We start from the raw sequence: 26,552 nt of genomic DNA, 5'->3' as shown, positions 1-26,552 counted from the left end.
CACACTTTGCGAGGCGTCTTTACGCGCGCACCAGCCGCACCAGGGTGATTTCGGAAGGCGCGCCGAAGCGTTTCGGCGGCCCCCAGTAGCCGGTGCCGCGGCTGGTGTAGACCCACAGCGTGCGAAAGCGGTTCAGGCCCGCCGTGAACGGCTGCTGCAGCGGCACGAACAGATTCCAGGGGAAGAACTGGCCGCCGTGGGTGTGGCCCGACAGCTGGAGGTCGAAGCCGGCGTCGGCCGCCGCCTCGGCGCTGCGCGGCTGGTGCGCCAGCAGCACCTTCGCCCGCACGTTGGCCGGGGCGCCGGCCGCCGCCGCATGCGGGTCGCTGCGATGCGACTCGTCGAAATGGTGGGCCGTGAAGTCGGCGACGCCGGCGATCATCACCGCATGGCCATCGCGTTCGCGCACCACGTGCTGGTTGATCAGTACCGTGATGCCGAGCCGGCGCACTTCGGCGATCCAGGCGTCGGCGCCCGAATAGTATTCGTGGTTGCCGGTGACGAAGAAGGTGCCGTCGCGCGCGGACAGGCGCTCGAGCGGCGCGGTATGCAGCGCCAGCCGCGCCACGCTGCCGTCGACCAGGTCGCCGGTGATCGCGATCGCGTCCGGCTGCAGCGCGTTGACCTTGGTGACGATCGCGTTCAGGTAGCCGCGCTTGATGGTGGGGCCGACGTGGATGTCCGAAATCTGCGCGATGGTGTAGCCATGCAGCGCGTCGGGCAGCCCGGCGATCGGCACGTCGACTTCGACCACCTGGGCGACCCGGCGCGCGTTGACGAATCCGATCAGCGTGACCGCCAGGGCCAGCAAGGGAACCCCGACCGCGCTGGCGCGCACGAAGGCCGGGCCGGCGGCGCCGAACAGCGTCAGCACCAGCAGCGCGGCGTCGCGCAGCACGGTCAGCACCAGCAGCGACGAGAAGAAGCCCATCGCCAGCAGTCCGGCCCAGGTCAGCCGCTCGCCCCAGCGCCCGCGCTTGAGGCGCGATGCGAACAGGCCGGTGGGCACCAGCAGCGTCGACGCTGCCAGCAGCGCGATCCCGGCGGCCAGGCCGGCGGCGCCGAGCGCCATCGCGGGGATCAACCGAAAGCCGATGTAGGCGTGCAGCAGCGCGACCAGGAAGGCGAGGAAGAGGAAGGAACGACGGGGCATTGAGGGTCCGGGACGAATGATTTATCCTAGCCAGATGGGGCACAAACGGCGCTTCGCAAGCGTAAATACAGTGTATGTTACAAGCGACACACGAGTTGTAAGAGTCTGTATTAACAATGGCGCGGGATTCTGGACACCCCTATAGTGACTCCATGCCCAGCACTTTATACGATCATTCCGATCCAGGTTGAGGCAAGAGGAAATCGCCATGTTGAACAAAAAATTCGTAGGCGCGGTGCTTCTGGCCGCAACGGCCGTCTCGACGACGGCAATGGCTCAGGACCGCGGTGCGAATACCGCGGTCGGCGCCCTGATCGGTGCCGCCATCGGACATAACACCGGTGGCCGCGATGGCGCCATCGTCGGCGGCGTGCTGGGCGCGGCGGTCGGTAACTCGATCAGCACCCGTGACGACCGTTATTACGACAATCGCAGCACTGGTTACTATGACAACCGCAGCAGTGGTTACTACGACAACCGCTATGTACCAGCGCCGGCGCCAGTGTCGTACTACGACAACCGCAGCTCGTACAGCGACAGCTACTACGCACCGGCTCCGGTGTATGTACAGCCAGCGCCTGTGTACTACGCGCCCGCGCCGGTCTACTACAGCCGTCCTTCGACCGTTGTGTACTTCAGCACCGGTAGCGGATACTACGGCGGCCATCGCGGTGGCTACTACCGCGGTCATCACGGCCGTTGATTTCCGCGCAACGTAGTCGGTAATGAAACGCCGCCCGGGCAACCGGCGGCGTTTTTTTTCGTCCTCCCTCGACTAAGCCTCGATGACGGCACTCGCCGTCTCACCGAACGGGGGAAGCATGCTGGATGCGGGCGCGATCATCACACTCGAAACGGGCGCCTACCGCCTGCGCGCGCCGCTGGCCGGATCCGCATACGGTGTGGTGTGGAGCGCGGACGCCCTGCCCGCCGGCCGCCAGGTCGCGCTCAAGCTGATCAACCAGCAACAGATGGCGCGCGCCCAGCCGGAACAGCGCGACCGCTGGATCGCCAGCGCCCACAAGGAGATCGCCTTCCTGCGCTCGCTCGAACCTTGGGACGAACGCCACATCGTGCGCCTGCTCGACAGCGGCGTTCACGACGGCTTGCCGGTGATGGCGCTCGAACTGCTGGATGCGGACCTGTCCAGGCATGTGGCGCGGCTGCGCAACGCCGGCCGTTCGATCGCTTTCGACCAGGCGCTGGCCTGGCTGGCCCAAATCAATGAGGCGCTGGCCAAGGTCCACCAGTACGGCTGGCGCTACCTCGACCTGAAGCCGTCGAACGTGCTGCTCGACGCCGCCCGCGGCAGCGTCAAGCTGGCCGACTTCGGCACCAACCGCCTGCTGGGCGAGCCGGCCGCCCACAGCTACGCGGGCACCGCCAACTGGCAGGCGCCCGAGCAGTTCTTCCCCGGCCGCGACGGCCGCTATCGCACCGACGCGCGCAGCGACTACTTCGCGCTGGGCGCGATGTTCTACTACCTGGTCACGGCCGGGCTGCCTCTGCGCTTTTGCAGCGATTGCGGCCAGGCCTACCGCGAGCACCAGGCCGGCGGCGCGGCGATCCTGCTGGCGCGCCACGGCGGCGCCATTCCGCCCACCCTGCATCCGGAGGAGGCGAACCTCTTCGAACGGCGCGCCGGCGGCGAGGCGCTTGGATTGCTGCGCCAGCTGCTCAGCGCCGCCCCTGATGGCAGGCCGCCCCACGCGATCGCGATCAGCCGCATGATCGCGGACGTGCGCGCATCGGCCACTGCGCTGAGGGCAGCATGATCCGGCGCCTCCGCTATGGCGGATTCGCCATCGCCGCCGGCCTGCTTGGCTTGTTGTGCGCCTTGCAGCTGGTGGCGCTGTTGCGCTCGCCCGCTGTGGTCTCCCCGGCACTGGTCACGCTGACGCTCAAGCCCGGCGAAGCGATAACGCTGGGACGCCAGGAACTGGCCGCGCCGCAGGCGGACAAGGCCCACATCGGCATTCGCCGCGACCTCGCCGGCCGCTGGTTCGCACAAAACGTCAGCAATCGCCAGCTGCTGCTGCAACGGGACGGATCGGACCGGCGCACCGGAACGCTCGCCCCGCGCGAAGGGCAGCAGTTTCGCATCGGCGCCACGCTGTTCACGGTGGAAGCGGCCGACGACAAGTCGGTCGCATTCGCCGGCGCCGGCCAGCATTGGCGCTACGACGGCGCCACCTTGTTGCGCGACGGCCGCGCACAAGCTGCCTGCCCCGACGCTCGCCCCGCCGCGCGCATCGCCGCGGCCTGGAACCGCTGGGCGCCGCGCGCCATCACCATCGCCCGCCCGCTCGCGTTCGGCGGCAACCTGTATTGCGACAACCGGCTCGGGCTGGAACACATCGACCCGGGCGCGGCGACGCTCGTCCGGGGCAATGGCCGGCTGCTACTGGCGAGCGGCGCGGGCCCGGCGCCGCTGCTGGTGTCGTCCGGCGCGGGCAGTTTCGACCTGGCGCGCAGCGAGACGTCGCTCGACGGCGTGACGGCGCTGGTTGCCGGCCGCACGCGGCTGGCGCTGCACCTGGCCGGCGACCGGATGGAACTCAGGCCGCTTGGCCACGTCGCGTTGTTCGCCGACGCGCGCGTCCAGCTGCCGCCGCAGGTGCAATGGGAGTGGCGCCAGCGGCGGCCATGGGCGGTGCCGGGCGGGCCTGCGTGGTGGGTCGCAATCGCCCTTTGCGGCGCGCTCGCGCTGGCCGGCGCGCTGGCGTGGCAGCGCGGAAGCTGGCCGTTCGAACGCGGCGTCGCCTTCGCCACCCGCGCAGCGAGCTTCGCCGCCGTGCTGCTGGCAATCGCCGGCATCGCCGCCCTGATGCTGCAGCGCGCGGGCACGCCTCCCGGCGTCGGCATTTCGATTCTGCTCGGCGGCGCCGCGCTGTGGTGCTGCCTTCTGCTGCCCGGCCGCCTGACGCTGGTGACCGTTGCCGGAGTGCTGCTGCTCGCGGTAGGTCTGGTGGCGCAGCTCGAACTGGGCCTCGGCGCGATGGAATCGTCCTGGCTGCGCCACTACCAGAAGACCACCGCGCTGCTGGCGATCGGCCTCGGTCTCGGCGCGCACCTGCGGTTGCGATTGGGCGGGCGCCCATTCATGATGCCGCAGACCCGGCTCGAGTGGATGCTCGCGCTGCTTGCCTGCGGCGCGCTGGCTGCCCTGCTGCTGCAAGTGGTGTTCGGCGACGAAACCGGCGTGTTCGACCTGCAGCCTGTGGAATTCGCCAAGCTCGCGCTGACCGCGCTGACGGCGCACTGCATCGCCCTCGGCCTGGGCTGGAATGCGGCGCTGCCCGCGCACATCCACCCCGCCCTGCGCTGGTTCCGGCTCGCCGCGCCCGCGCTGCTGTTCATCGCCCTGCTTGGCCTGGCGCTGGTCCAGGTAGACGACTACTCGCCCATGATCCTGCTGCTGGTGTGGAGCATGGCGATGGCGTTCGCCTGGTCGCTGGCGGCGCGCAAATATCTCGCCACGGCCTGCGTCGTTTGCATTGCGTGCGCCGCCGCCGCGTCGATCGCCTGGCTGCGCAGCGCCGGCGCCGGCGAGGTATCGCAATGGACCTTCTACGCCGACCGCTTCCTGGTCTGGCTCGATCCGGCCAGCCATCCGCACACCGGCCAGCAGTTGCTGCTCGGCGCGCGCGCGATCGCCGAGGGTGCGTGGTGGGGATCGGACTCGCTGCTCGGCCTCTCGTCGCTGGGCCAGTCCGCCGGCGGCGCGCTGCACATACCGCAGGTGCAAGACGACTTCGCGCCCTCGTTCTTCCTGAACCGCCACGGACTGCTCGGCGCCCTCGCGCTGTGGATGCTGCAGGCGCTGTTCCTGGTCGGCGTGCTGCAGACGGCGGCGCGCTCGTATGCCGCCAGCCGCGAGGCGCGCGACTTCCGCCACGCCTGGATGGGCCGCTTCCGCTGCTTCGCCCTGTGCGGCGGCGCCGCCTTCGTGCTGGGCCACTTCCTGCTGTCCTGGGGCACCAACCTGGCGATCTTCCCGATCATGGGCCAGCCCATGAGCTTTCTTTCGGCAGGCGGCAGCCACCTGCTGTTTTTCATCTGCCCCCTGCTAGCGTTCAGTGCAATCAGCGCCCAATCATCCGAGGAGATTCAATCATGCCGGTCTATGTCCAACACGAAGTCCTAGGCAAAGTGCCTGACGTCTTCAACGCCGAGGCGCTCTGGCAGGCGCCGGGCCTGGCGCTGTTTTCGCGCAGGCCGCTGCTGCGCGACCTGCTCGAACGCTCCCCGCGCGAGCATCGGGGCCGCGCCGCCACCCGCTGCTTCTCGCACGTGACCCTGATGCTGCCGCAGGACGAGGTCGACGACGACCGCCACCTCACGCGCGGCGCGCGCGTGCGCGACCTGGCGCAGTCGCTGGCCCAGCTGCACCAGAAGGATTTCGGCGACCTGCTGGGCAGCGACGAAGTGCGCTACGACGTGGTCGGCGCCGAATCGCTCGAGCCGGGCCAGGTCGAAGTCAAGTTCGGTCACGCCGTGTACCTGCCGGCGCCGGACGAAAAAGTGCTGTACGCGGTCACCACTTCGCGCGACAGCGCGATCTGGAAGCCGGTCTGCGCGATTTACCCGAACCAGCGGCTGGCGCTGATCGGCGCGGACGACCAGTCGGCCAGCCACGCGGTGCCGGCGTGGCCGTTCGGCGCGGACGGCGCGATCCTGCTGATCAACGACGGGCCCGATGCGCCGATCGAGGTCCAGGCGCGCCCGAAAGGTGCGTTCGACTGCACCTTCGACCCGATCGGCGGCTACTTCGCGATCAAGTCGAAAATGGACGGGCCCTCGGACAGGCTGCTGATGAAGGTGACGCGCGTCGGACCGGCGCCGGCAGCCGTGGCGCCGCCCGCCGCACCGATCCAGCTCAAACCCGCCGCGGTATGGAAGACGCGATCGCGCGCGCCGGAGGAAGTCGAACAGACCGCGGTGCCGGTCAGCCACCGGCCGACGATGCCCGCCGAAGGCGACGCGACCTATGCGCCGGTGGCGCAGCAGCGCATCAGCCTGGTCGCGCTGGCGATGCCGCGGCTGTCGCGCTACCGCGAAACCGGCGCGCTGGCGCTCGAAATCGGCCTCGATCGTGCGCTCGGCGTGGCCGCGCGCGCCGAGGACGCGGTGATCAGCTTCGCGGTGGACGCGAGCGACCAGCTGCACGCCATCACCGGCGCCGGCCGCGAGCGCATCTCGGCGCCGGCCAGCTTCACGCCTGTCGACGGCGGCGTCGTCAACCTGTCCGCCGCGGCGCCCGAGATGGCCGACCGCTATTCGGCGATCCTCACCTTGCCAAATCCGCCGGGCGTGGCCGTGGCCAGCGGCGCGCGCTTCGTGTTCGGCCGCAGCGCGCCAATGCTGGCCGCGTTGCGCGTGCTCGACGCGGCGCGTTTCCTGCAGCGCGCCGACGGCTTCGACAGCGCCAGCGCCGACCGCATCGGACTGTCGCGCAACGCGTTCAGCTTCGAAGCGACGGCGGGCGGCTATCAAATCGGCCGCCTCAGCACGACCCAGGCGCTGTACCACCTCGACGAGCAGATGCAGTTCGTCGCCAGCATCGGGGCCGACACGCCCTACCTGCTGCCGGCCGGCCATCACCTGGTCGCGGGACATTATGTGATGCGCTTCGACGCGTGACGGAGGCTGGCATGGCTTACATGATCGGAGCGTTTGCGGTAGGGCTGGCGCTGACGCTGGTGCTGGCGGCCTTCCTGACGCCCGCCCGCTGGTGGAAGCGTCCCAACGCGCGCGCGCTGGCGATCCTGGTTGCGGGGACGTGGGGCATCGGCAGCCTGCTGCTGTCGGCGATGCCCAAGCCGGCGATGGCCACGACCGCGGCGTCGGCGGGCGTGGCGTCGATAGCGCCCGTCCGGCCATCGACAGGCCACAGCTACCTGGTGTTCGAAGACCTGAACCTGCGCGCCGGCAGCGGAATCGGCGCGCGGCGGCTGGCGGTGGTGCCGGTCGGCGCGGTGGTGACGACGACCGGGGCGCGCGACGGCGACTGGTGGGAAGTCGGCACGCGGGTCGGCGGCAAGCCGGTCACGGGTTGGGTCAGCAGTCTGTGGCTGCGGCGCGCGGACGAACAGCGTAGGCAGCGCTGAATTCGAAGTTCGAGGCAAGTTCGTGCGGCGCCGACGAATTCGGGGTCAGGTCCGCCGGACCTGACCCCAGCTCTTGGGCCGCGGCCATTGCCGATTTGATCATTTGCTCTTACACTCGCTCGCATCCATCACTTTCAAGGAGCGGCCGCAATGTACGGTTTGATCGGAAAAATGCTGTGCGTGCCGGGCCAGCGTGACGCGCTCGTCGCTATCCTCCTCGAAGGCACGGCCGCCATGCCGGGCTGCCTCAGTTACGTGATCGCGCACGACAAGTCGAATCCGGACGCCATCTGGATAACGGAAGCCTGGGACAGCCAGGACAGCCACAAGGCGTCGCTGTCGCTTCCGGCCGTGCAGCAGGCGATCGCCAGGGGGCGGCCGATGATCGCCGGCTTCGGCGAGCGCTTCGAGACCGAGCCGGTTGGCGGCACAGGCATGCCGGCCGCAAGTTAGCCCTTTGCGTGCGCCACACTGTCATTTCTGCTAGCTAGCCGGGCTAAAGGTCCACGCTCATCATAAAAGTACTTCCCTCCTTCGAGAAAGTACGTCATGACCAACATGTCGAAGGTGCCACACGCCGATGTCTTTGGTAAAGCCAGATACGTGACGCAGACACCTTTTATGTGATTGAATGATGCCGTTTATGATACAAAGCCTTGCCGCATTTGTAGTCCTCGGAGCCGGATTCGAATATCCAGCTTTTGCGAAGCCGGAAATAATTCAATGCCCTCCGATGATTGTCGAGAAACCGTCAGTGTCGCACGTGCCATCCGAATGGATCCTCGTTGCCGCCCCTGGTTCACGCCAGCTGGAACAGGCGGGAGTCTACGTGGCGATCGGCGGCGAATACAGCGCGCAGGTTCCCGACTCGACCACCCCGGCCAAACGCCAAGAACGCGTACGCTGGCACTTGCCGGCATCGCCGGGCGAGACATACTGGATGGGTTGTGCGTATTCGGGAACCACTGCGAAATTGATGATCCGGGTGACTCCCGGAGTCGAGCGCTGCGACGTCTCCTACGACCTGCTGCCGACCGGGAAACGCCAGCGCCTCAATCGCATCAGCTGCCGATAGTTCCCTGCAGCGCCATCGGATTGAACACCATCCCTTTGAGCTCCTGCGTCGGGCCGGTGCGCACGAAGCCCATCGCCTCGTAGACCGGCACCGCGTAGTTCGATGCGTTGACGGTGAAATTGCCGCTGCCGCCCCCCTCGATCGCGGCCGCGCGCGCCACTTCCCACAGCCGGCGCGCCACGCCCTGGCGATGCCAGTGCCGGTCGACGAACATGTGGTACAGGTGCGAGCGGTCGCGCATCCCGGCAAAGCCGACGACTTGGCCGCCCGCTTCGGCAACGTGATAGACGAAGCCGCTCTCGATGAAGCCGCGGAAGCCGTCTTCGTTGTTTTCGCGCAGCACCGTCGCGCGGCCTTCCGGCGTCGCATCATGCAGCACGAATTCGAGCATCAGCGTGCGCAACAGTCCCGCCATCGCCGGCACATCCTCCGCTTCCATTGCCCTGATTCGAATCATTGGTCGTTTCGTCCATGTTGTTACTGCCGCCAACATAGCACAGCGGATCAAATAATGCCCACACGAATGTTGACGCACAGCACCATCAGGCCTAGACTGGATCCACCATGTCCAAAGACAGTTTGTCCGTTCCCCTGCCGGCGCGGCCGGTGCGCCGCAAGGTGCCCCTGTCGAAGCCGCTTCGGCACGCGCGCTATCGGCGCCTGTGGACGGCCAACCTGGTGTCCAACCTCGGCACCTGGATCCAGACTTTCGCCTCAGCCTGGCTGATCGCCTCGCTGTCGCACTCCGCCTCGACCACCACCCTCGTCCAGACCGCCAGCTACGTGCCGATCTTCCTGTTCGCGCTGTTCGCCGGCGTGGTCGCCGATGCGGTGGACCGGCCGAAATTCCTGTTCTCCTGCAACCTGTTCATGGCCTTGTGCGCCTGCACCCTGGCCGGCCTGGTCATCACCGGCCACGTGACGGCGGCGCCGGTGCTGGTGCTGACCTTCTGCCTGGGCGCCGGATCGGCCTTCATGTGGCCGGCCTGGCAGGCGTCGATGTCGGCGCTGGTCGAGCCGGACGAGCTCGAAGCGGCCGCCACCCTCAACAACCTCAGCTACAACGTCGCCGCGATCCTTGGGCCGGCGCTGGGCGGCGTGCTGTTCAACCTGGTCGGCCCGGGCGCGCTGTTCCTGGCCAACGCGCTGTCCTTCGTCGGCCTGCTGGCCGTCTACTGGGCGTGGTGGCAGGAGCGCCTGCCTTCCACGGCGGCCTCCACCCCGTTCATCGACAGCCTGAAAGCCGGCCTGTCGTGCGCCTTCGGCTGCAGCCGTTATCGCCACATCCTGGTCAATGTGTGCACCGTGTTCTTCGCCACCATCGCCTTCGCCGGCCTGCTGCCGGTATTCGTGCGCGACGTGCTGCGGATGAATTCGAGCGTGTTCGGCCTGCTGATGGGCAGCCTGGGCGCCGGCGCCGTGGTCGCCGCCTTCCTGCTGCCGAGCCTGCGCACCCGCTTCGAACGGACCCGCCTGCTGAGCGCCGCGCTGCTGCTCTACGGCGCCATGCTGATCACGCTGTCGTTCGCCCGCTCGCTGGTCGTGCTGGTGCCGATGATCGTGTTCGCCGGCATGGCGTGGTCGGCCACCGTCTCGACCCTGAACGCCGCGGCGCAGTCGTCGTTTCCGCCCCACATCCGCGCGCGCACGCTGTCGATCTATCTGTTCGTGATGGCGGCCGGCTACACCGTCGGCAGCCTGGTCTGGGGCCGCCTGGCCGACCACTTCGGCGTGCGTTTCGCGTTCGCCGTGGCCGGATCTTGCGTGATCGTCAACGCCATCGTGCTGGCCACCGGCAAGCGGGAAAAGCCGCTCTAATCGACGCATGGGATTTGGACAATCCTTGGTAAGCTGTCAGCATCGTTATTCTGCCTGAAGCATGCCCATGATTCGTTCGCCCGACAGCCTCCGGTTCGGCCCCCGCCTCGACATCGCCGGCGCCAGCATTGCCGGCGCCGATCCGGGCACCGAGCTGGAAAACCAGGACAACCTGCTGATGATCGACGCCGGCGGGCGCGCCGCATTCCTGCGCGGCGAGCGCCTCGAGCAGCGGCTGATCGAGGGCTGGCCGCGCGGCCATGCGCGCCTGGCGGTGCTGGACGGCATGGGCGGGCACGGCCATGGCCGCGAAGCCGCCGAAGCCGCGGTGGCCGGGCTGCTGGAGATGCCGCCCTGCACCTCGCTCGCACAGCTGAGCAAGCTCCTGGAACGCCTGCATGCACGCTTGCAGGCCGAGTTCGCCGAGGGCGCCGACGCCGAAAAACGTCCCGGCACCACGCTGACCCTGCTCGAACTGCCGCCCGGCGAAGCGCCGCTGCTGTACCACGTGGGCGACTCGCGCCTGTACGAAATCACGCCGGAGCGGATTTATCCGCTGACCGTGGACCACGTGCCGGCCACCGCGTTCGCCATGACCGGCGTGCTGGGCGAACAGGAATGGTGGCAGCAGGTGCACGGAGAGCATCGCTCGCAGATCGCCCAGGCCTTCGTGCTCGGCAACGCCTTTGCCGACCCGGCCGCGCTGGACGACGCGCTGTTCGAACTGACGCCGGCGCGACTGCCGCGCTTCCTGCGCCACCTGCCCGACCGGCGCGCGATAGCCTTGCGCGAGGACGCGGTCTACCTGCTGGCCACCGACGGCTTCTGGGCCTGCGCCGAGCCGCACCTGTGGGTGAGCCGCTGGCCCGAACTGCTGGCCGCCGGCCATAGCGCGGCCGAAATGATCGAGCTGCTGTTCGGCGCGATTGCCACGAGTCCGCCGCCGGGCCTGCATATCGACAACCTGACCGCGATCATGCTGAGGCCGTTGGCCGACCCGGATCCCGCGGATGAGACATATGCTTGACTAGTCAAGTATCTTTAATTGCGTAGAGGAAAGATAAGTGTCACACTCTGCAACAATTGCTTTGCCGGAATGTGATTAAACCCGGGTAAGCTAGAGCTAAACAAGCGATCAACGTTACTATGAATAAATGTAGTAACTCCGACCACCCGCACTGCACCTTGTGGGTGATGCCAGGGGACAAAACTTGCGCCAGCGGGCATGCCCAGCCGGCCGCATCGACGCCGACGAGTTTCGACTTGATCAGCGCGGTGCGCAGCGCCCGCGCCGCCGGCGGCGAGGCGGCGCAGGCGCTCGTCCCGACGGCCTACGCGCAAGGCATTCCGCTGCTGCAGCGACCGCACCTGCACGTGAGCGGCTTCGATCCGCGCGCTGCCGGCGGACGCCAGGCCATCAAGGTCGAGCTGCGGAGCATGCCGGCCGACGCGGCGCCTCGGATCACCATGCAGCTGCGCTCGGCGCTGATCGCCGGCGGCGGCGCGCGCCACGCGTTCGCCCGCACCACCCGCGGCGACTGGCGCCCGGTGTTCATCGAATTCTCCTCGCGCGACAAGGAACACGGGCAGTACCAGATCGACGTCCAGCTCGACAGCGAACCGGACAGCCTGCCGGCGCGCCGCTGGGCCTGCACCATGGTGCTGCTGGTGCCGCGCGCCGACGCCTCGCTGACCGAAATCCACCAGACTTTCCTGTCGACCCACAAGAACGTGCGCGTGATCGCCGACGACGCCTCGATCGCCAAGGTCGACGCGCAGACCGGCGGCGGCCGGCTCGACATCGACGTCACCGCGCGCAACGCCTCGGTCACCCACCTGAACCTCGACGGCGGCGCCGGCAAGGTCGATCTCGGCTTCTCGACGATCGCGTGGGACGAAGACCTGATCGAAATCGACATTCCGTCGCGCGCCGAGCCGCACCCGTATCCGAGCAGCAGCGCCTGCCTGGTCAACGCGGCGCCGGACGCCGGCGCCCAGCGCCAGGTGCGCCTGTTCGCGCTGGACGAATGCGTGCTGGGCCGCTGGGAACAGTACGATCCCGAGGCAGACGTGCTGCTGGCGCACTTCGGCGACGACGGCCAGGACAACAGCGGCCTGACGCGCCGGCTGTCGGGACGCCACGCCATCATCCGGCGCGGCGAACGCGGCTTCGAGATCGAGGACGTGTCGCGCTACGGCATCCTGCTCGACGGCGTGTGGCCGGGCAAGCACAAGCCGGTGCCGCTGCGCCTGGGCATGCGCATCGAACTGACGGCCAGCATCAAGGGCGTCGTCGTGCTCAACGTGACGGCGCTGCTGCCGCATGGCGTGATCATGCACCGCATCGACCAGGGCGAGTTCGCCGAGTGCTTCTATTTCCTCGAGCCGGGGCGCCATCCGGGCTTTCCGATGCCGGCGTTCCCGCGCGAGCCGCGCGCGGCCGTGATGCCGGTGCTGTTCCACCAGAACGGCGGCTTCTGGCACCTCGACGCGGTGACCGGCGTCGAGACGGCGCTGGGGCCGGCGACGCCGCTCGATCGGCTCAGCCCGTTTCAGCGGCACGTGCGCTTTGCCAGCGAACCGTATCCCGAGAGCTGGATCATCCGCAGCCGTTCGGGCCAGTTGCAGCAGGCGCTGGCGCAGGACATGCACACCGCTTAGTGTTGTGATTTGCACGCAGGACACATAGAATCGACTCCATCGCCAGAAGGAGTCCCGCATGCAATCGTCCGCCTCCACCGTCGCCGACTACCTCGCCTCGCTGCCCGAAGACCGCCGCCACATCGTCGAATCGGTGCGCAAGGTCATCCTCGACAATCTCGACAGCGGCTACCGCGAAGGCATGCAGTACGGGATGATCGGCTACGCGGTGCCGCACAGCGTGTTCCCCGCCGGCTACCACTGCGACCCTAAGCAGCCGCTGCCGTTCGCCGCGATCGCATCGCAGAAGAATTACGTGTCGGTCTACCTGATGGGCTTGTATTGCGGCTGCGAGGAGGAACTGAGCGGCGAGGCGCAATGGTTCACCGACGCGTGGGCCGCGTCGGGCAAGAAGCTCGACAAGGGCCGCGCCTGCCTGCGCTTCAAGAAGCTCGACGACATCGCGCTCGACGTCATCGCCGAATCGGTGCGGCGCATCCCCGCGCAGCGCTACATCGAGCGCTACCAGCAAGTGCTTGCGGCCTCGAAAGCGAGCCGCAAGAAAAAGGCGTGAACCGGGCGCCTCAGTGCGGCACCAGCACCAGGAACACGAGCGACAGGCCGATCAGCAGGGCCGCTTCGAGCGTGAACACAATGGCCGGGATTTGCAGATCTTTAGGGATCTTCATGGCGCTTCCTTCCAGGCGTTGCCACGTTAAACGAGTGCCGCGCCGCCAGGGAAATCAGCGCAGCGGTTTCGGCAGCGGAATCCACTCGGTTTCGCCCGGCACCTTCGCGTAACGCTGCTGTTCCCAGTCGTCCGCCGCCTGCGCCAGGCGCTCCTTGCTCGACGAGACGAAGTTCCAGAACAGGAAGCGATGGCCATCGAGCGGCGCGCCGCCAATCACTACAAATTGTACTCCCGCCGCCGTTGAAATGCGCGGGCGCGCACCGGTCTGGAAATACGCCATGGTGTTCGGCGCCAGCGCCGCGCCGTCGATCGCGAGCTCGCCGATCACCGGGTAGATCGCCGCTTCTTCCGGCAGCTTGCCCAGTTCGAGCTGGGCGCCCGCTTCGAGCCGGATGTCGAGGTACAGCGTTTCGCTGAAGGTCGCCACCGGCGAGGTCAGGCCGAACGCGCTGCCGATCAGCACACGCGCCACGCCGCCCTCGAACGCCGCGACGGGAATCTGGTCCGCCGCCGTGTGGCTGAATCCCGGCGGCCCTTCCTCGTGCTCCCTGGGCAGCGCGGCCCACAGCTGCAGGCCATGGCTGCGACGCGGCTTGCCGACCAGGTCCGGCGGCGTGCGCTCGGAGTGGACGATGCCGCTGCCGGCCGTCATCCAGTTGATCGCGCCCGGCTCGATGCGCTGCAGGGAGCCGAGACTGTCCCGGTGCAGCATCGCGCCTTCGAACAGATAGGTGACAGTCGCCAGGCCGATGTGCGGATGCGGACGCACGTCGTGGTTGGCGTCGGGCGGCGCGTCGATCGGGCCGAAGTGGTCGAAAAAGATGAAAGGCCCGACCGCCTGCTTGGCCGCCGCCGGCAAAATGCGCCGCACCATGAAGCCGCCGCCGAGGTCCTTTTCGTGCGCCTTGAAGAAATAGTCGATGGCCATGGCGTCACGCCAGCGCGGTGGTGATTTCGGTGGTCACGGTGGTCATCAGCTTGTGAACCGGGCACTTGCCGGCCACCGTCAACAGCTCCTGGCGCTGCGCCTCGGTCAGGTCGCCGCCGAGATGCAAGGTGGTCGCGAGCTTGTAGACGCCCTGCCGCTCGCCGCTGTCGTCGCGCGCCACGTCGACCTTCACGTCCTGCAACGGAATGCCTTTGCGCTTGGCGTACCACACCAGCGTCAGCGCCTTGCAGGACGCGAGCGCCGCGTCGTACAGGTCATGCGCGGACGGCCCGGAATCGGTGCCTCCCTCCGCGACGCTGCCATCGATGCCGAACTGGTGGTCGCGAATATGGACCACTTGGCCCATCGGCTGCGACAAGTCGCGGGTGACGGAGATCGACATAAGGTTCCTTTTGAAAGCTGTGGTGGAACCTGAGAATTTACACCATTTCAGAAGGCCCGGTCAGAGCAGGTTGCGCGCCACCCTGAACCCGACGATGCCATTGCTGCGCCCCGCCGAAAAGCCGTTGCGCAGCGCCGAGCGCAGGTAGCGCGGGCTGTACAGCCAGGAGCCGCCGCGCAGGATGCGCCGTCCCGGATCGCCGCCGTCTTCCCACGCCACGCCGGTATTCGGCGCGCCGTTGTAATTGTCGTGCACCGGGTCCTGCACCCACTCCCACACATTGCCGTGCATGTCGTACAGCCCCCACGGATTGGGCGGAAACTGCCCGACCGGCGTGGTGCCGCGGCGGTATTCGCCCGGCGGGCTGCCGTCGTAGCTGTGATTGCCGTCGTAGTTGGCCAGCTCGGTGTTGATCGTGTCGCCGAAGCTGAACGCGGTCTTCGTGCCGGCGCGGCAGGCGTATTCCCACTCCGCCTCGCTGGGCAGCCGATACTTCTGGCCGGTCATCTCCCCCAGCCATGCCACATACGCCTGCGCGTCGTTCCACGACACTCCAACCACCGGATGGCCTTCGTCCTGGCTGAAGCCCGGCGCGTCCCAGTTGAATTCCTCGTGCGGCTGCCAGCCGGTGGCTTCCGCAAATCGCCGCCACTCGCCCACGGTCACCGGATAGCGGCCCAGCGCGATCGGCTGCTCGATGCCGACCCAATGCTGCGGCGTTTCGCGGTCCACCCACGATTGCAGCGAGCCGGCCTCCATCGCCTTCTTGCGCTCGTGCTCGGGCGAGCCCATTTGAAAGCGCCCGGTCGGAATCAGCACCAGGTCCGGCGCCACGCCCGATCCATCGAGGAAGCGGTCGCGCAGCACGCCTTCGGTGTCGGCGACCGGGCTCGACGGCGACGGCAGCAGCCGGTCCAGCTCCGCCTGCACGCGCGCGGCCGCTTCGAGCCTGGCGCGGTGCTGCTCCTCGCGATATGCCGCGGCGGCTTTTGCCTGCAGCGCCTTGTGCTGGCGCGCTTCCTGCTCCAGCCGCGCCTTCTCGGCATCGGCCGCGCGCCGGTCGCGCAGTTGCTGGCGCAGCGCTTCCTTGCGCTCGCGCCGCGCCGCTTCGGCCAGCGCGCGCTCGGCCTTTTCCTTTGCGCGCCGTTCCTGGTCGCGGATCAACTGGGCCGCGGCGGCCGCGGCGGCGTTGGCTTTCTTCTGCGCCGCGAGCTGCTGCTGGCGCAGTTCCTCCTGCTTGCGCGACTCGGCCTGCGCGGCGGCGACTTCCTGCGGGGTCGGCCCGACCGCGTGGCGCAGCTTGTCGAGCAATTCCGCCACGCTGGCCGGCCGCTGCTCCGGGTCCATCGCAAAGCCCGCTTGCAGCACCTGCCACTGGCGCTCGGTCAGCGCGGCCGGCTGCGGCGGCTGCAGCGCCGCGCCGCGGCCGCCGTCGAACGGCATGCGTCCTTCGACCATCTGGTAAATCATCACTGCGACCGCGTAGACGTCGAGCGAGCGCGCCGGCTCGCGCTGGTGCACGCCCGCTTCCGGCGCCCGGTAGCCGGCGGTGCCCGAACTGGCCGGCGCCTCCAGCCCGATATTGCTCGCGCTCGAACGGGCGCGCGCGGCGATGCCGAAGTCGAGCAGCTTGATCTCGCCCTTCTTCGTGACGAACACGTTTCCCGGTTTGATGTCGCGGTGGACCAGCCGGTGCTTGTCCCACGCGTACGTCAACGCTTCCGCCACCGGCGCCAGCATGCGCGTCACGCGCTCGAGCGGGAACGGGCCTTCGCGCGCCAGCATGCTGTCCAGGTCCTCGCCTTCGAGGCATTCCATGATGATGAAGTAGCTCGCCGTGGCCGGGTCCTGCGCCCATTCGTAGACCCGCACGATGTTCTCGTGCGCCAGCCGGCGCGCCTGGGTCGCTTCCTCGACCAGCAGCTTGGCAAGGGTCGGGCTGAGGGTCAGCTGCGGCGGCAGGATCTTCAGCGCCACGCAGGCGCTGTGGCCCAGTTCCTCGTGCGTGGCCAGGTCCATCGCCTGCCACACCTGGCCCATGCCGCCCTGCGCGATCAGGCGTTCGAGCTTGTAGCGGCGGTTCTGCGGCCCGATCTCCTGGCCCGCCATCAGGCCGATCTCGGTGCCCTGGCGCACGGGCGCGAGCACGCCTCCCGGCGGCGCGTATTCCGCGTCCAGGATGGCGTTCTTGCGGCTGTCGAATTCCTGCTGGCTTAGCAGCCCGTCTTCATGCAGGGCGCGCAGCTCGCGGATCTTGTCTCGTGCTGTCTGCATCTTTCCAATCAGGGTCGGACGGCCGCGCCGCACTGCGGGCAGAAACGGTCGCCCGCCTGCACCGCGTGGCCGTTTTCGCAGCGGAGCGCGCCCCGGTGCAGGTCATGCTGCAAATTGACCAGGTCGATCTGGTGGCGCCGGTCCTTGTCGACTTCGGCGTCGCGCCGCGCGCTTTCCTGCAGCACGCGCTGCTCCGCCATGCGCGACGCTTCCTGCGCGGTGACGTTGTTCGATGCGCCGACCACGCCGGCCAGCGACGCCAGCTGCTGCGGGCTCATGCCGGCATGGATCTGCGTCTTCATGTAGTCGGCCAGCGCGGCGGCATTCGGCGCCGCCGCCAGCGCCACCTTGGCGGTGTCGCTCATGGCGCCGATGGTCTCGACCCGCGAAATCTCGATGCGCGCCATGTCGGCCTGGTGCGCCAGTTGCGCGAACCTCTCCTCGCGCTCGTGCTCGAGCCGGCGCAGCTCGTGCTGCCACTCCGCTTCCTGGCCCTGGCGCTTCATGTTGTGGCGCGCTTCCTCGCCTTCGAGCGCCAGTTTCTGCGCCTGGCGCGACTGGATGCCGTCGGCCTCGATCGTGCGCAGCAGCTTCTCGTACTGCGCGATCGAATCCCTGGTGGCGCCTTCGCGCCGCATCGCCTCGAGCTTCTGGTTGGCCGCCTCGGCCAGCAGCGAACCGCCGCGCAGCAGCTCGCGCTGCCGTTCCAGCGCCACCTGGTTTTCCCACTCCTGCATGCGCTCGGCCTCGCGCTTGTGCGCCGCGTTGACCAGCGACAGCGACTGGAACCTGGCCCTATGCTCTTCTTCCTCGATCTCCGCCAGGCGCCGCGTGGCCGCCTGCTGGTGCGCGTGCAGCCGCTCGATTTCGGCGCGCTTGCGCGACTCGTCCTCGATCAGCAGGGCCTGGGCGACCTTGTTCTCGATCTGCTGCTGCAGCAGACGGTGCGAGAACCGCTGCTGCGCCATCTGGCGCGCTTCCAAAGCATCCTGCTGGGCGATTTCGAGCTCTGTGCGCATGCGGATCTGGGCGACGTGGCGCAAGTGCGCCCAGTCGGACGATTCGTCGGCGCGCGCCGCGTCCTTCTTGGCCAGTTCGTGTTCCAGTTCGGCCAGCACCTCGCCGGCGCCGCGTTCGACGGCTTCCTTGCGGTTCTTCGAGTCGACGATGCGCGAATACAGGTCGATCTCGCGCGCGCGCACCGCCTGCATGCGCTCGGAGTTTTGCAGCGACAGCTCGGCGCGCTCGATCGCTTCGTCCTGGCGCAGCTCGGCACGGCGGTAGCGCTGCCGGCTTTCGAGTTCCTCGCGGTGGATGCGCTGCCATTCCGCGTCGTCATACAGCTGGTCGAGCTGTTTCGCGTGTTCGAGTTCGACGTGGCGATCGTCCGCCGCCAGCCACAAGGTGCCGATCCGCTCGCGGTTGGCGTCGAACTTCTCGTGTTTCAGCGAGATCGTGTCGACCTGCACCGCCGCCAGGCCGTACTGCGCCAGCCGCATCTTCAGCGCGCCCTGCAGGCGTTCGTCGAGCTGGGCCCGCAGGTCCGGATTGCGCGCCATGTCGCGCAGCGACTGGCCGGCGATGAATTCGGCGGCCAGCTGGCGCACCGACGGCGCCAGCAGCTCGCTCAGGTGTTCGGTGGTGACGGTGCCCGGCATGGTCATGAAGTGGCGCGCGAACGCGGCCACCTGTTCGATTTTCACGCTGACGGTGACGCTGGCCGAAACGGTCAGGTGCTCCGCGGTCGGCAGGTCGGCGAATTCGAACCGCACCGGCATCGCGGCGCTGCGGGTGATCAGGATTTCGGCGTGCTGGTTGCGCAGCAGGTGGTTCAGGCGCGTGAAGAAGCCTTCGATTTCGTATTCGCCCTGCGGCACCTCGGTGGCCTTGTCGCCCTGCAGGATGTAGGCGCGGGTCGTGGCCGGCACGCGCAGCGTCTTGACGAACAGCCCCGAAAGCTCGCGCACGCCGAAGAACACGGCCAGCTCGTTGGGGCCGGGGATCCAGCGGTTCTCGCGCAGCACCGGCTCGTTGCGCGGCGCGCCGAGCGTCAGGCCGCACTGGGCACAGTAACCCGCGCCGTCCGCGTTCTTGTGCTCGCAGCGCGGACATTTGACGCCGCCAAACCCAAACATCTGGAACATATCCACTCCTGGTTATTCGATCCGTGGCCCTCCCGCTTCGATTCTAGCAGGGGCAGGCATGCTTTTACATGGCGCACGCGAGGCGTGCGCCGCTATTGTCTATATCATCCCGATGCGGCCGACGCAGGCCACGCTGGCGCCCTTGTCGCGCACCGCCTGCGCAAACCCCGCCGCGAGCGCGCTTTCCCACTCCGCCGGCAGCAGGATGCGGTCGCCGTCGACGGCCTCGCGCAGGATCAGCGCGCACTTCGGCTCGCGGCCGTCGACCGGGTCGACCCGGCCCGCGTGCCAGGCGCTGGAACAGCCGGTGGCGATGACGCGGCCGCGCGGCAGGAACTCGCGTCCGCGCGCCAGGCGGTCGGCCATCACCAGCGCCAGCTCGAACGAATTGCCGTGAAAGCGCTGGCCGAAGCGCACCACGCTGCGCCAGCGTCCCAGCCCGCGGCCGTCGAAGTGGCGCGCGCCCGCCAGCGCCTGGCGTACCGCCAGTTGCTGCGTCAGGTCCAGGCCCGGCGTGGCGATCGCGTCTTCCTCTTCGCCCGCGTCGCGCGCTAGCGGATACACGCTGACCTCGACCCAGCACAGGCTGTCGTTGATGCCGCCGCTGTGCAGCGGGAACCAGGCGAGCGCCGACGATACGGCTCCGGCCTGGTCGGGCTGCCCGGTCAGCATGCCCAGGTGCGCCAGCCCGTCGGGACCGCCAAGCAGCGCGTGGCCCGGCGCTCCGGCCGCGTCGTGGCCGCGGATCCGCCCCAGCTCCCACGCGTCGGACCAGCCGTTGGCCAGCGCCGGGCCGGCCGGCCGCCACACGCCGCGCACCATGCGGTCGGCCAGCACCACGGCCAGCTCCCAGTCGCGTTCATGGATGCCGGGTGCGCGGTCGATGCTGACGACGACCTGGTCGCGGCTGTCGAAGCGCGGCTCGGTGTGGCGCGCAAGGCGCAGCACCTGCAGCATGCGCTCGGCCAGCGCGGGCGATCCGGCGGCGCTGCATTTGATGTCGGCGCGGTTCGCGCGCGGGCGGCGGGTCGCCGTCACGGTCAGGATCGAGCCGTCGGCCAGCAGGCTGCGGCATTCGGCGGTGTCGGGCAGCTGGTTCATGCCGGTTCACCTTCAGGCAGCGCAATGCGGCGCTCGCCGACGTGGTATTCGAGGTTGGCGACGATGCGCTCGGCCTCGTCGAACAGCCCGGGCATCTGCGCTTCGGCGCCGGACTGCAGGCGCGCCAGCAGCGCCCACGCTTCGTCCAGCGCGTCCACCGCGCCCTGCGCGTGGCGGATGCGGCGCGCTTGCTGATGCGCGTCCAGAGGCACGCCAGGCGCGGCCAGCTCCAGTGCAGGCATGGTGGCGACCGACAGGCTGGCCAGGTCGAGCCGCTGCAGCAGGTCCTGGTGGCGCCGGAACAGCCCCGCTCCTGACGGCAGCACCGCAAGGCGCAGGCCGCACATGACGCAAGGCAGTTCGAGGAACAGGCGGCGCAGGGCGCGCGCGTCTGAAAGCGGCTCCGGCACCGCCGCCGGCGCGGCCGCGACCGCCGTTTCCGGCGCCGCCTCGGCGCGGGCCAGCAGGACCTGCGCGAAATCGACCGCATCGCCCAGGTCGGCCGGTACGCATTCCTCCACCGTCACGCCGAAGCGCATGTAGAGCAGCTGGTTGAAGCCGGCGCGGAATGCGTTCCATTCGTCCAGCGTGGTGCAAGGCGGGAGGTCAAGGTGGCCCAGCGCCAATTCGTGCCGCAGCGCCGCCTCGATCGCGGCGCAGAACTGCGCCACCGGCACCGCGCCGGCCGCCTCGCTGGCCAGGTACAGGTCGAAGCGCTGCTGCGTCACGCGCGGGTCGGGACTGTCGATCGCAAAGGCCACGCGCAAGCCGATTTCAGGCGCCTGTGCGAACGGCGCCAGGTCCGCGCGGTAGGGCCCGGGATGGAAAGCCCACGCGGTCTCGCCGGGATCGGGCGCCAGCCGGGCGCCGTCGGGCGCGCGCCGCGTTCTCCCGCCGCGGTCCACCATCACGGCGCCGCATCCGGGCGGCACGGCGCAGCCGGCAGGCAGCGGCATCGCGATCACGGCCGAACCCAGGCCCGTCGTATCGACGACGGGACCGCGCTCCGGCCATTTGAAGATGCCCGCCATCGTGGCTACGCCCTCACCGGTTCGACCGCGAAACGCGCGCCGGACTGCTGGAAATGCTGGGCCGGAGGCGTGTCGAACGGCCATGCGGTCTCGCATTCGCCGTCGGCGTCGAGGCGTCCCTGCAGGACGATGGCGCCGCCGCCGTCCGTCACGCGCAGCATCGGCTGCTCGCGCATCAGCTGCGGCGCGAACGGCGCATCCGCCGCCAGTTTCAGGATCACCTGCCAGCCCGCGCCCTGGGGCACGAAATGCAGGGCCCAGTGCTGGTCGTCGGTGGCCAGCGCATCGATGCCCCCACTGGACGCCGCGCGCAGCATGCCGGCGCTGCCGGACCAGGTGTTCGCAGCGGCGGCTCGGTCGATCGACAGCTGGCGCAGGCGGCGCAGCGTCAATGGCGAGTCCGCGAGGGCCGCCCTTTCGCCGGCGCTCAGGGGACGGCTGCCGTCCAGCGCGGCGTTGAGCACGGCGTCGGCCAGCATCAGCCGGTCGCCCTCGACGCGGCGCGACAGCAGCAGTTTTTCGCGCAGCTTGTCGTCCAATGTCTTCAAATCGTTCTCCTTCATGGTCGTTGTGCCCCGAGGAGCGTGGCGATGGCCGCATCGCGCCGTTTGCGCAGCGTCGGCAAGGACACCTGGTCCATCGCCGCCAGCTGCTGCATCGTCGGCAGCTCGCCGGTCGCCGGATCGAGCCATTCCACCGGATAGCTGTCGTCGTGCGCGCCCAGCATCTTCAGGTACACCGCCAGCCGCACGGGCAGCGAATCGCCGGCCATCGGCCGGACGGCGCCTGTCAAGTCGATATAGCCGGGGGTCGGTGAAACCCCCGGGTCCGGTTCGGCTTCGTCCAGCACGCGCGCCAGGTCGTCCAGCCAGCCGGCTGCGGCGATGCCGTCCTGCTGCCAGTCGCAATCGCGGTTGGACGACAGTTCCTCGTAGTCGCCGATCTCCCGCAGCATGGCGCCGATCTTCTCCGGGCTGTTTTTCAGGCTGGCGAAGCGCTTGGATTTGGTGTGGAGGGGCCCCGCAGCGCCGGTGAACCGTTCGCGCGACTCGCTCCAGTTGATCACCCATTCGGGTTTGCAGCCGCCGATCGACTTCATCTGGCGCACCTCGATCGGGGCCGCCGCCGCATCGACCCCGCGGCCCAGGATGGCGCCGACCTGCGCCGGATGCTGGCGCCATGCTTCGAAGATCCGGGCGATGTCGCCGTACGCGGTGTCCACCATCCGGTAGGCGTACATCTTGTTGGGACTGCAGTTGCGGCCGCAGGCAACCTGGTAGTTGTCCGAATCGACCTTGTCGCGCAGGACCGCGTACATGTCGTTGACCTTCTTGCGCAGGATCGCGTCGCCGCCGGCCTGGTCCCAGAACGCGCCGATCTTCTGGTGCTCATTGTCGACCGCGGCGGCGAAGGCATCCCAGTCGGCTGGCCGCGCCTGCAGTTCGAACAGCAGGCCGAGCGCCAGTTCGAGCACGCTTTCGCCGTAGCTGTTGCCGGGCGATTCGGCGCGCGACGAACGCCAGGCGGCGCGCAATGCGCCGGAGGTGTGTTCGACATATTCGGACAAGGCGTCGAGGCGGCTGGAGGGATCGAGCAAGCGGCCCGGCGACGTATGGGCGAACGCAGCCAGGGAGCAAAGTCCCAGCAGCTTGCGCACTTGTTCCCACCCGTGCTCTTGATACCGGGTTCCCGGCAGGCGCATACCTTTCCTCGAATCTCGTTGGACGCACCAAAATGATGCCATACAACGGCGCCCGGCAAGGCTCGCTTGAACCGCCTATTTACCCTTCTGTTCCTGATTCCGCGCAAGGGCCGACGCCAGCACCGCGGCGACGATCGGCGCCGCGTGCTCGCCGCCGGTCGCTTCGGAGTGGCTGACGAAGGCCGCCACCGCCAGCCGGTGCGGCTGGTTCGGCAGGCTGCCCGGCTCCAGCCAGCCGGTGAACCACACTGTCGCGGAGTCGCCGCCGCCCTTCGGAGAGGTCGGCGCCGTGCCGGTCTTGCCGGAGAGGCCGGCGCGCAGCCCGTCGAAGCGCTTGTCGCGGAAGGCGCCGGCCCCGGTGCCCACATCGACCACGCCTTTCATGCCGGCCCTGATCCGGTCCAGGCGCACGCCGACGGGCGGCATGGCCGGTGTTTCGGCCGCGCGCTTGTCGAGCGAGAGCAGCAGACGCGGCGCGATAATGCGGCCCTGCCCGACCGCGCCGGCCGCCAGCGCCATCTGCAGCGGCGTGACCTGCATGCGCAGTCCGATTGACATCTGGCGCAGCTCGTGGCGGGTGTGGATCGGATCGATGTTCGCGGCGCTGGCCTGCAGCGCGTCCCACGCCGACCAGTTGTAGTCGGGCGGCAGCAGGCCGCCGTCGAGCCGCAGCGACTGGCCGAAGCCGAGGCGGTGCGCCATGCCGACGATCGGCCGCACGCCGTCGAGGGCCCCGGCTTCGAGCGGCTGCAGGTCCGGCGCCCCGCCCTCGGCGCGGCCGAACAGGCTGCGGTCGCTCAATTCGCCCGACCAGGCGAACCAGGTATTGAGGCTGTACGTCAGCGCCTGCGCCAGTCCCAGCTTGCCGTCCTGCGCGCGCCGATCGAGGTGCTGGTCCTTGTAGTTGGTGACGTGGGCCAGCGTGGTCGACATCGGGTACACCGACGCGTCGGTCCGGAACGCGAAACCCTTCTGGCTCGCCATGCGGTTGATCGCGGGCAGCGGCATCCCCGCCAACAGCGCTTCGAGCTGCGGATCGCGCCGCGCCGCCTGTTCCAGTCCCATCGCGCTGATCACCTTGAAGGTCGAGCCGGGGCTCGAATGGGCGCCGCCGTCGTGCTGCAGGGCCGGCAGGCGCAAGGGGCTGCGCGCCGGGTCGGTGCGGTCGAAATTGCGCACCTCGTTCCAGTTCGCCGCGGTGACGGGGGCATTGCCGGCGCCGGCGGCGGCCAGGATGTCGCCGGTCTCCGTGTCGAGGATGACGATGCCGGCGTGCCTGCCGGCCGGCGCGGGAGTTCCGCCGCTGCACGCCTTGCCATCCCAGCGCCCGCGCTTCATGCCGATGCAATCGAGCGCGCCCTGGCTGACGACCTGAAGCGCGAGGTCGAGCGTCAGTCGCGCATCGTGCGGCAAGCCGCCGGGGGCCGGCACGCGGGCCAGCATCCCGGCCACGCTGCTTGCATGGTCCGCGCGGATGCCGAGCAGCGGCGCGAGGCCGGCGTCGATCGCCGCGCGGGTCGGCGCGCCGCCGCTCCAAAGCGGCGCGCCGTTGCGGTCTTCGAGCGTCACGTCAGCCAGCGCCGCCGTGCGCACCGCCGCCATCGGCGCCAATTGCTGCCAATCGAGCTGGCCGTTCGCCACGCGCAGGTGGCGGTATTGCTGGTCGCCCGGCATCGCCAGCACGGTCATGTCGAGCGGGGCGGCGTCGAGCGACACGCTGCGCGCGCCCGGCAGCAGTTCCAGCGCGAGCGCCTGGACCGCGTCGCGCGCCGGACACGCGCGTCCGCTGCATACGCCGTGCGCCGCCAGCACGCGCGCTCCCTGCACGTTGGACGCGCGCCCGACCAGCATAAGTCTCACGGTCTCGCCGCCGCGCGCGGGCTGCGCCAGGTCGAGCGACAGGCGCGCGGCGGCGCCCTCGGGCCACTCGTCGATGCGGGTCCACGGCGCCCATCCCTGCGCGACTTCGGAGAACAGGCGCGCCGCCGAAGCCGGCATCAGGGACGTTTCGGAGGCCGGTGCCGACGCGACGCTGGCATGCCATTGCCCCAGCGGCGATCGCTGCACGGAGCGCCATGCCAGCAGGCGGCGCTCGCCATTGAATACACGTACCTGTTCGCGTACGTACTCGCCGTCGGCCATGCGGTACAGGCGCTTGAGCAGCTTGACGCCGGCCGGGTCGAGCACGATCTTGTCCCACCCCGCCAATCGGCCCGCACGCTCCGGCGCCGGCGCCGCGCGCCAGGCGGCGAGGTCGCGCGGCGCCAGTTCGGCCAAGCCGCCGGCGCCCAGCCGGATCATGCCGCGCCGCCGCAGCTCGAGGAACAGCGCCTGGTCTTCCACGCCGCGGCCAGGGTCGGCCGGCACCACGTAGCGTCCCGCGGCCAGCCAGGCCGTCACCGGCTGGCCCGCAGCCGGATACGCCGTCACCAGCGCCTTCGAGCGCGCAGGCCCGGTGCGCACCACTTGCACCACCAGTTCCCCGGCGGGACAAGCGCCGCCCGCGCGGCGCTGGATATGCATTGCGGCGTCATGCCGCCATAGCAGCCAGCCGTCGCGGCGCAGCGCGACCTGGCCGTGCGCGCCCTGCTCGGCCTTGCCCCAGCCGGCGTCGCCGATCCAGCGCACGGCGGGATCGAGGCTGTCCCAGCGCAGCTGCAGCGGCTCGGAATCGGCCGCGGCGAAATCGCGCACCGCGTTGCCGCTGACCTGAACGCGCGGCATGTCGGCGGCATCCGGGCCGCTGAGCGCCACATTGCGCAGCGGCGCCACCCGGGCGCCGCGCTCGGCCCAGCGGGCCACGTCGTCGAAGCCGTAGCCGATCCGGATCGGCAGCAGGCGGCCATCCACCTTGCCGGCCAGTTGGGCGCACAGGTCGATGCGCAGCGGCGGCGCGCTGCGCATGCCGGCGGCGACCAGCAGCATGCCGCCTTCGTGCGCCTCCAGCGAAATGGCGCCTTCTTCCGGGACGCTGAACGCGACGCCCGGCAGCGCCGGCTGGAACACCGCGACCGGATGCGGCAAGCCGCCGGCGCCGGGAACGTCGCCGGCGACCGCCAGGCTGCGCGCGTGCGCGGCCAGCAGGAAGGCGCCGCCAATCGCCGCCAGCAAGCCGGCCGCACCGATCCAGTGCACGGCCGTCAGCGCGCGCGGACGAAACGCAACGCGCTCGACCGGGACCGCCGCAGCCGGCTTTGGCTTGGCGCCGGCGCGAACCGCGGCGTTCAGGTTGCGCGCGCGCCGCCATGCGATGCGCCGTGAGTGCGCCTGCTGCATCAGGTTTCGGATCGTGCCGAGCATTGGATTCCCGTCTGTATGAGGCGGCTGCGCACCCGCGCACGCCGACCGCTCATCCTTAGCCGGGGGACAGTGAAAAAGGGATGGGCTCGCTGGCGCGGTTCGTCGCCTTTTTTCGCAGGCCGGCCCGCCAAATCCGCGCCTCGTCGCAATCGGCTGGCGACCGCGCGGGCCTTTGCCTACAT

Annotated in this window: 22 protein-coding genes; 11 read left to right on the top strand and 11 right to left on the bottom strand. The window is 69.2% G+C overall.

The window, feature by feature from the left end:
• Nucleotides 1-19 precede the first annotated feature (19 nt).
• The gene (locus AC1D02_RS10350; protein WP_477316411.1) at nt 20-1,153 is read right to left on the bottom strand and encodes a metallophosphoesterase; all 1,134 of its coding nucleotides are present in this window, start codon (nt 1,151-1,153) and stop codon (nt 20-22) included.
• A 208-nt stretch (nt 1,154-1,361) separates the two neighbouring features.
• On the opposite strand from AC1D02_RS10350, the gene AC1D02_RS10345 reads away from it, so the two are divergent.
• The 7 genes from AC1D02_RS10345 to AC1D02_RS10315 all read left to right on the top strand — a co-directional run bounded on the left by AC1D02_RS10345 (nt 1,362) and on the right by AC1D02_RS10315 (nt 8,338).
• Nucleotides 1,362-1,856, top strand: a complete 495-nt coding sequence (locus AC1D02_RS10345; protein WP_477316409.1) for a glycine zipper domain-containing protein — start codon at nt 1,362-1,364, stop codon at nt 1,854-1,856.
• A gap of 118 nt (nt 1,857-1,974) precedes the next feature.
• Nucleotides 1,975-2,928, top strand: a complete 954-nt coding sequence (locus tag AC1D02_RS10340; protein WP_477316407.1) for a protein kinase domain-containing protein — start codon at nt 1,975-1,977, stop codon at nt 2,926-2,928.
• Nucleotides 2,925-5,300 carry an FtsW/RodA/SpoVE family cell cycle protein gene (locus AC1D02_RS10335; protein ID WP_477316405.1) on the top strand — a complete coding sequence of 792 codons (2,376 nt, stop codon included), beginning with the start codon at nt 2,925-2,927 and terminating at the stop codon, nt 5,298-5,300. The genes AC1D02_RS10340 and AC1D02_RS10335 overlap by 4 nt, the downstream gene beginning before the upstream one ends.
• Nucleotides 5,270-6,796: a hypothetical protein gene (locus AC1D02_RS10330; RefSeq protein WP_477316403.1), complete on the top strand. Its 1,527-nt coding sequence runs from the start codon at nt 5,270-5,272 to the stop codon at nt 6,794-6,796. Before AC1D02_RS10335 ends, AC1D02_RS10330 begins: the two co-directional genes overlap by 31 nt.
• A gap of 11 nt (nt 6,797-6,807) precedes the next feature.
• Nucleotides 6,808-7,263, top strand: a complete 456-nt coding sequence (locus AC1D02_RS10325; RefSeq protein ID WP_477316401.1) for an SH3 domain-containing protein — start codon at nt 6,808-6,810, stop codon at nt 7,261-7,263.
• A gap of 150 nt (nt 7,264-7,413) precedes the next feature.
• Entirely contained in the window at nt 7,414-7,716 is a 303-nt protein-coding gene (locus tag AC1D02_RS10320; protein WP_477316399.1) for a putative quinol monooxygenase, read from the top strand.
• Between the two features lie 178 nt (nt 7,717-7,894).
• Complete coding sequence (locus AC1D02_RS10315) at nt 7,895-8,338, top strand: STY0301 family protein (RefSeq protein WP_477316397.1); 444 nt, start codon at nt 7,895-7,897, stop codon at nt 8,336-8,338.
• Here the strand turns inward: AC1D02_RS10315 and AC1D02_RS10310 are convergent.
• A complete protein-coding gene (locus AC1D02_RS10310; protein WP_477316395.1) occupies nt 8,325-8,795 on the bottom strand; it encodes a GNAT family N-acetyltransferase in 471 nt (156 codons plus the stop codon). The two genes, AC1D02_RS10315 and AC1D02_RS10310, sit on opposite strands and share 14 nt — an antisense overlap.
• A 107-nt stretch (nt 8,796-8,902) precedes the next feature.
• Between AC1D02_RS10310 and AC1D02_RS10305 the strand changes: the two genes are divergently transcribed.
• From AC1D02_RS10305 to AC1D02_RS10290, 4 genes are all read left to right on the top strand, one after another.
• Nucleotides 8,903-10,156, top strand: coding sequence for an MFS transporter (locus AC1D02_RS10305; protein WP_477316393.1), 1,254 nt, complete (start codon nt 8,903-8,905; stop codon nt 10,154-10,156).
• Between the two features lie 67 nt (nt 10,157-10,223).
• The gene (locus tag AC1D02_RS10300; protein ID WP_477316391.1) at nt 10,224-11,183 is read left to right on the top strand and encodes a PP2C family protein-serine/threonine phosphatase; all 960 of its coding nucleotides are present in this window, start codon (nt 10,224-10,226) and stop codon (nt 11,181-11,183) included.
• A 167-nt stretch (nt 11,184-11,350) separates the two neighbouring features.
• Nucleotides 11,351-12,817: an FHA domain-containing protein gene (locus AC1D02_RS10295; protein WP_477316389.1), complete on the top strand. Its 1,467-nt coding sequence runs from the start codon at nt 11,351-11,353 to the stop codon at nt 12,815-12,817.
• A 58-nt stretch (nt 12,818-12,875) separates the two neighbouring features.
• The gene (locus tag AC1D02_RS10290) at nt 12,876-13,370 is read left to right on the top strand and encodes a DUF1801 domain-containing protein (RefSeq protein WP_477316387.1); all 495 of its coding nucleotides are present in this window, start codon (nt 12,876-12,878) and stop codon (nt 13,368-13,370) included.
• 169 nt (nt 13,371-13,539) lie between these two features.
• Here AC1D02_RS10290 and AC1D02_RS10285 read toward each other — a convergent pair whose 3' ends face one another.
• From AC1D02_RS10285 to AC1D02_RS10245, 9 genes are all read right to left on the bottom strand, one after another.
• A complete protein-coding gene (locus AC1D02_RS10285; RefSeq protein ID WP_477316385.1) occupies nt 13,540-14,415 on the bottom strand; it encodes a pirin family protein in 876 nt (291 codons plus the stop codon).
• Between the two features lie 4 nt (nt 14,416-14,419).
• On the bottom strand, nt 14,420-14,818 hold the full coding sequence (locus AC1D02_RS10280; protein WP_477316383.1) for an OsmC family protein: 399 nt from the start codon (nt 14,816-14,818) through the stop codon (nt 14,420-14,422).
• Between the two features lie 60 nt (nt 14,819-14,878).
• Nucleotides 14,879-17,092: a bifunctional serine/threonine-protein kinase/formylglycine-generating enzyme family protein gene (locus AC1D02_RS10275; RefSeq protein ID WP_477316381.1), complete on the bottom strand. Its 2,214-nt coding sequence runs from the start codon at nt 17,090-17,092 to the stop codon at nt 14,879-14,881.
• Between the two features lie 8 nt (nt 17,093-17,100).
• On the bottom strand, nt 17,101-19,236 hold the full coding sequence (locus tag AC1D02_RS10270) for an SPFH domain-containing protein (RefSeq protein WP_477316379.1): 2,136 nt from the start codon (nt 19,234-19,236) through the stop codon (nt 17,101-17,103).
• A gap of 99 nt (nt 19,237-19,335) precedes the next feature.
• Nucleotides 19,336-20,337 (bottom strand): hypothetical protein, encoded by a 1,002-nt coding sequence (locus AC1D02_RS10265; RefSeq protein ID WP_477316377.1) that lies wholly within the window; start codon nt 20,335-20,337, stop codon nt 19,336-19,338.
• On the bottom strand, nt 20,334-21,368 hold the full coding sequence (locus tag AC1D02_RS10260) for a hypothetical protein (RefSeq protein ID WP_477316375.1): 1,035 nt from the start codon (nt 21,366-21,368) through the stop codon (nt 20,334-20,336). The genes AC1D02_RS10265 and AC1D02_RS10260 overlap by 4 nt, the downstream gene beginning before the upstream one ends.
• A gap of 5 nt (nt 21,369-21,373) precedes the next feature.
• The gene (locus tag AC1D02_RS10255) at nt 21,374-21,916 is read right to left on the bottom strand and encodes a hypothetical protein (RefSeq protein WP_477316373.1); all 543 of its coding nucleotides are present in this window, start codon (nt 21,914-21,916) and stop codon (nt 21,374-21,376) included.
• Between the two features lie 11 nt (nt 21,917-21,927).
• Complete coding sequence (locus AC1D02_RS10250; RefSeq protein WP_477316371.1) at nt 21,928-23,070, bottom strand: hypothetical protein; 1,143 nt, start codon at nt 23,068-23,070, stop codon at nt 21,928-21,930.
• A 75-nt stretch (nt 23,071-23,145) separates the two neighbouring features.
• Nucleotides 23,146-26,370, bottom strand: coding sequence for a penicillin-binding transpeptidase domain-containing protein (locus AC1D02_RS10245; protein WP_477316369.1), 3,225 nt, complete (start codon nt 26,368-26,370; stop codon nt 23,146-23,148).
• Between the last annotated feature and the right edge of the window lie 182 nt (nt 26,371-26,552).

This window comes from Massilia sp. P1_C10, from assembly GCF_056406475.1.
Note: the sequence above shows the minus strand (reverse complement) of the source record. Positions and strands in the feature narration are given on the sequence as shown.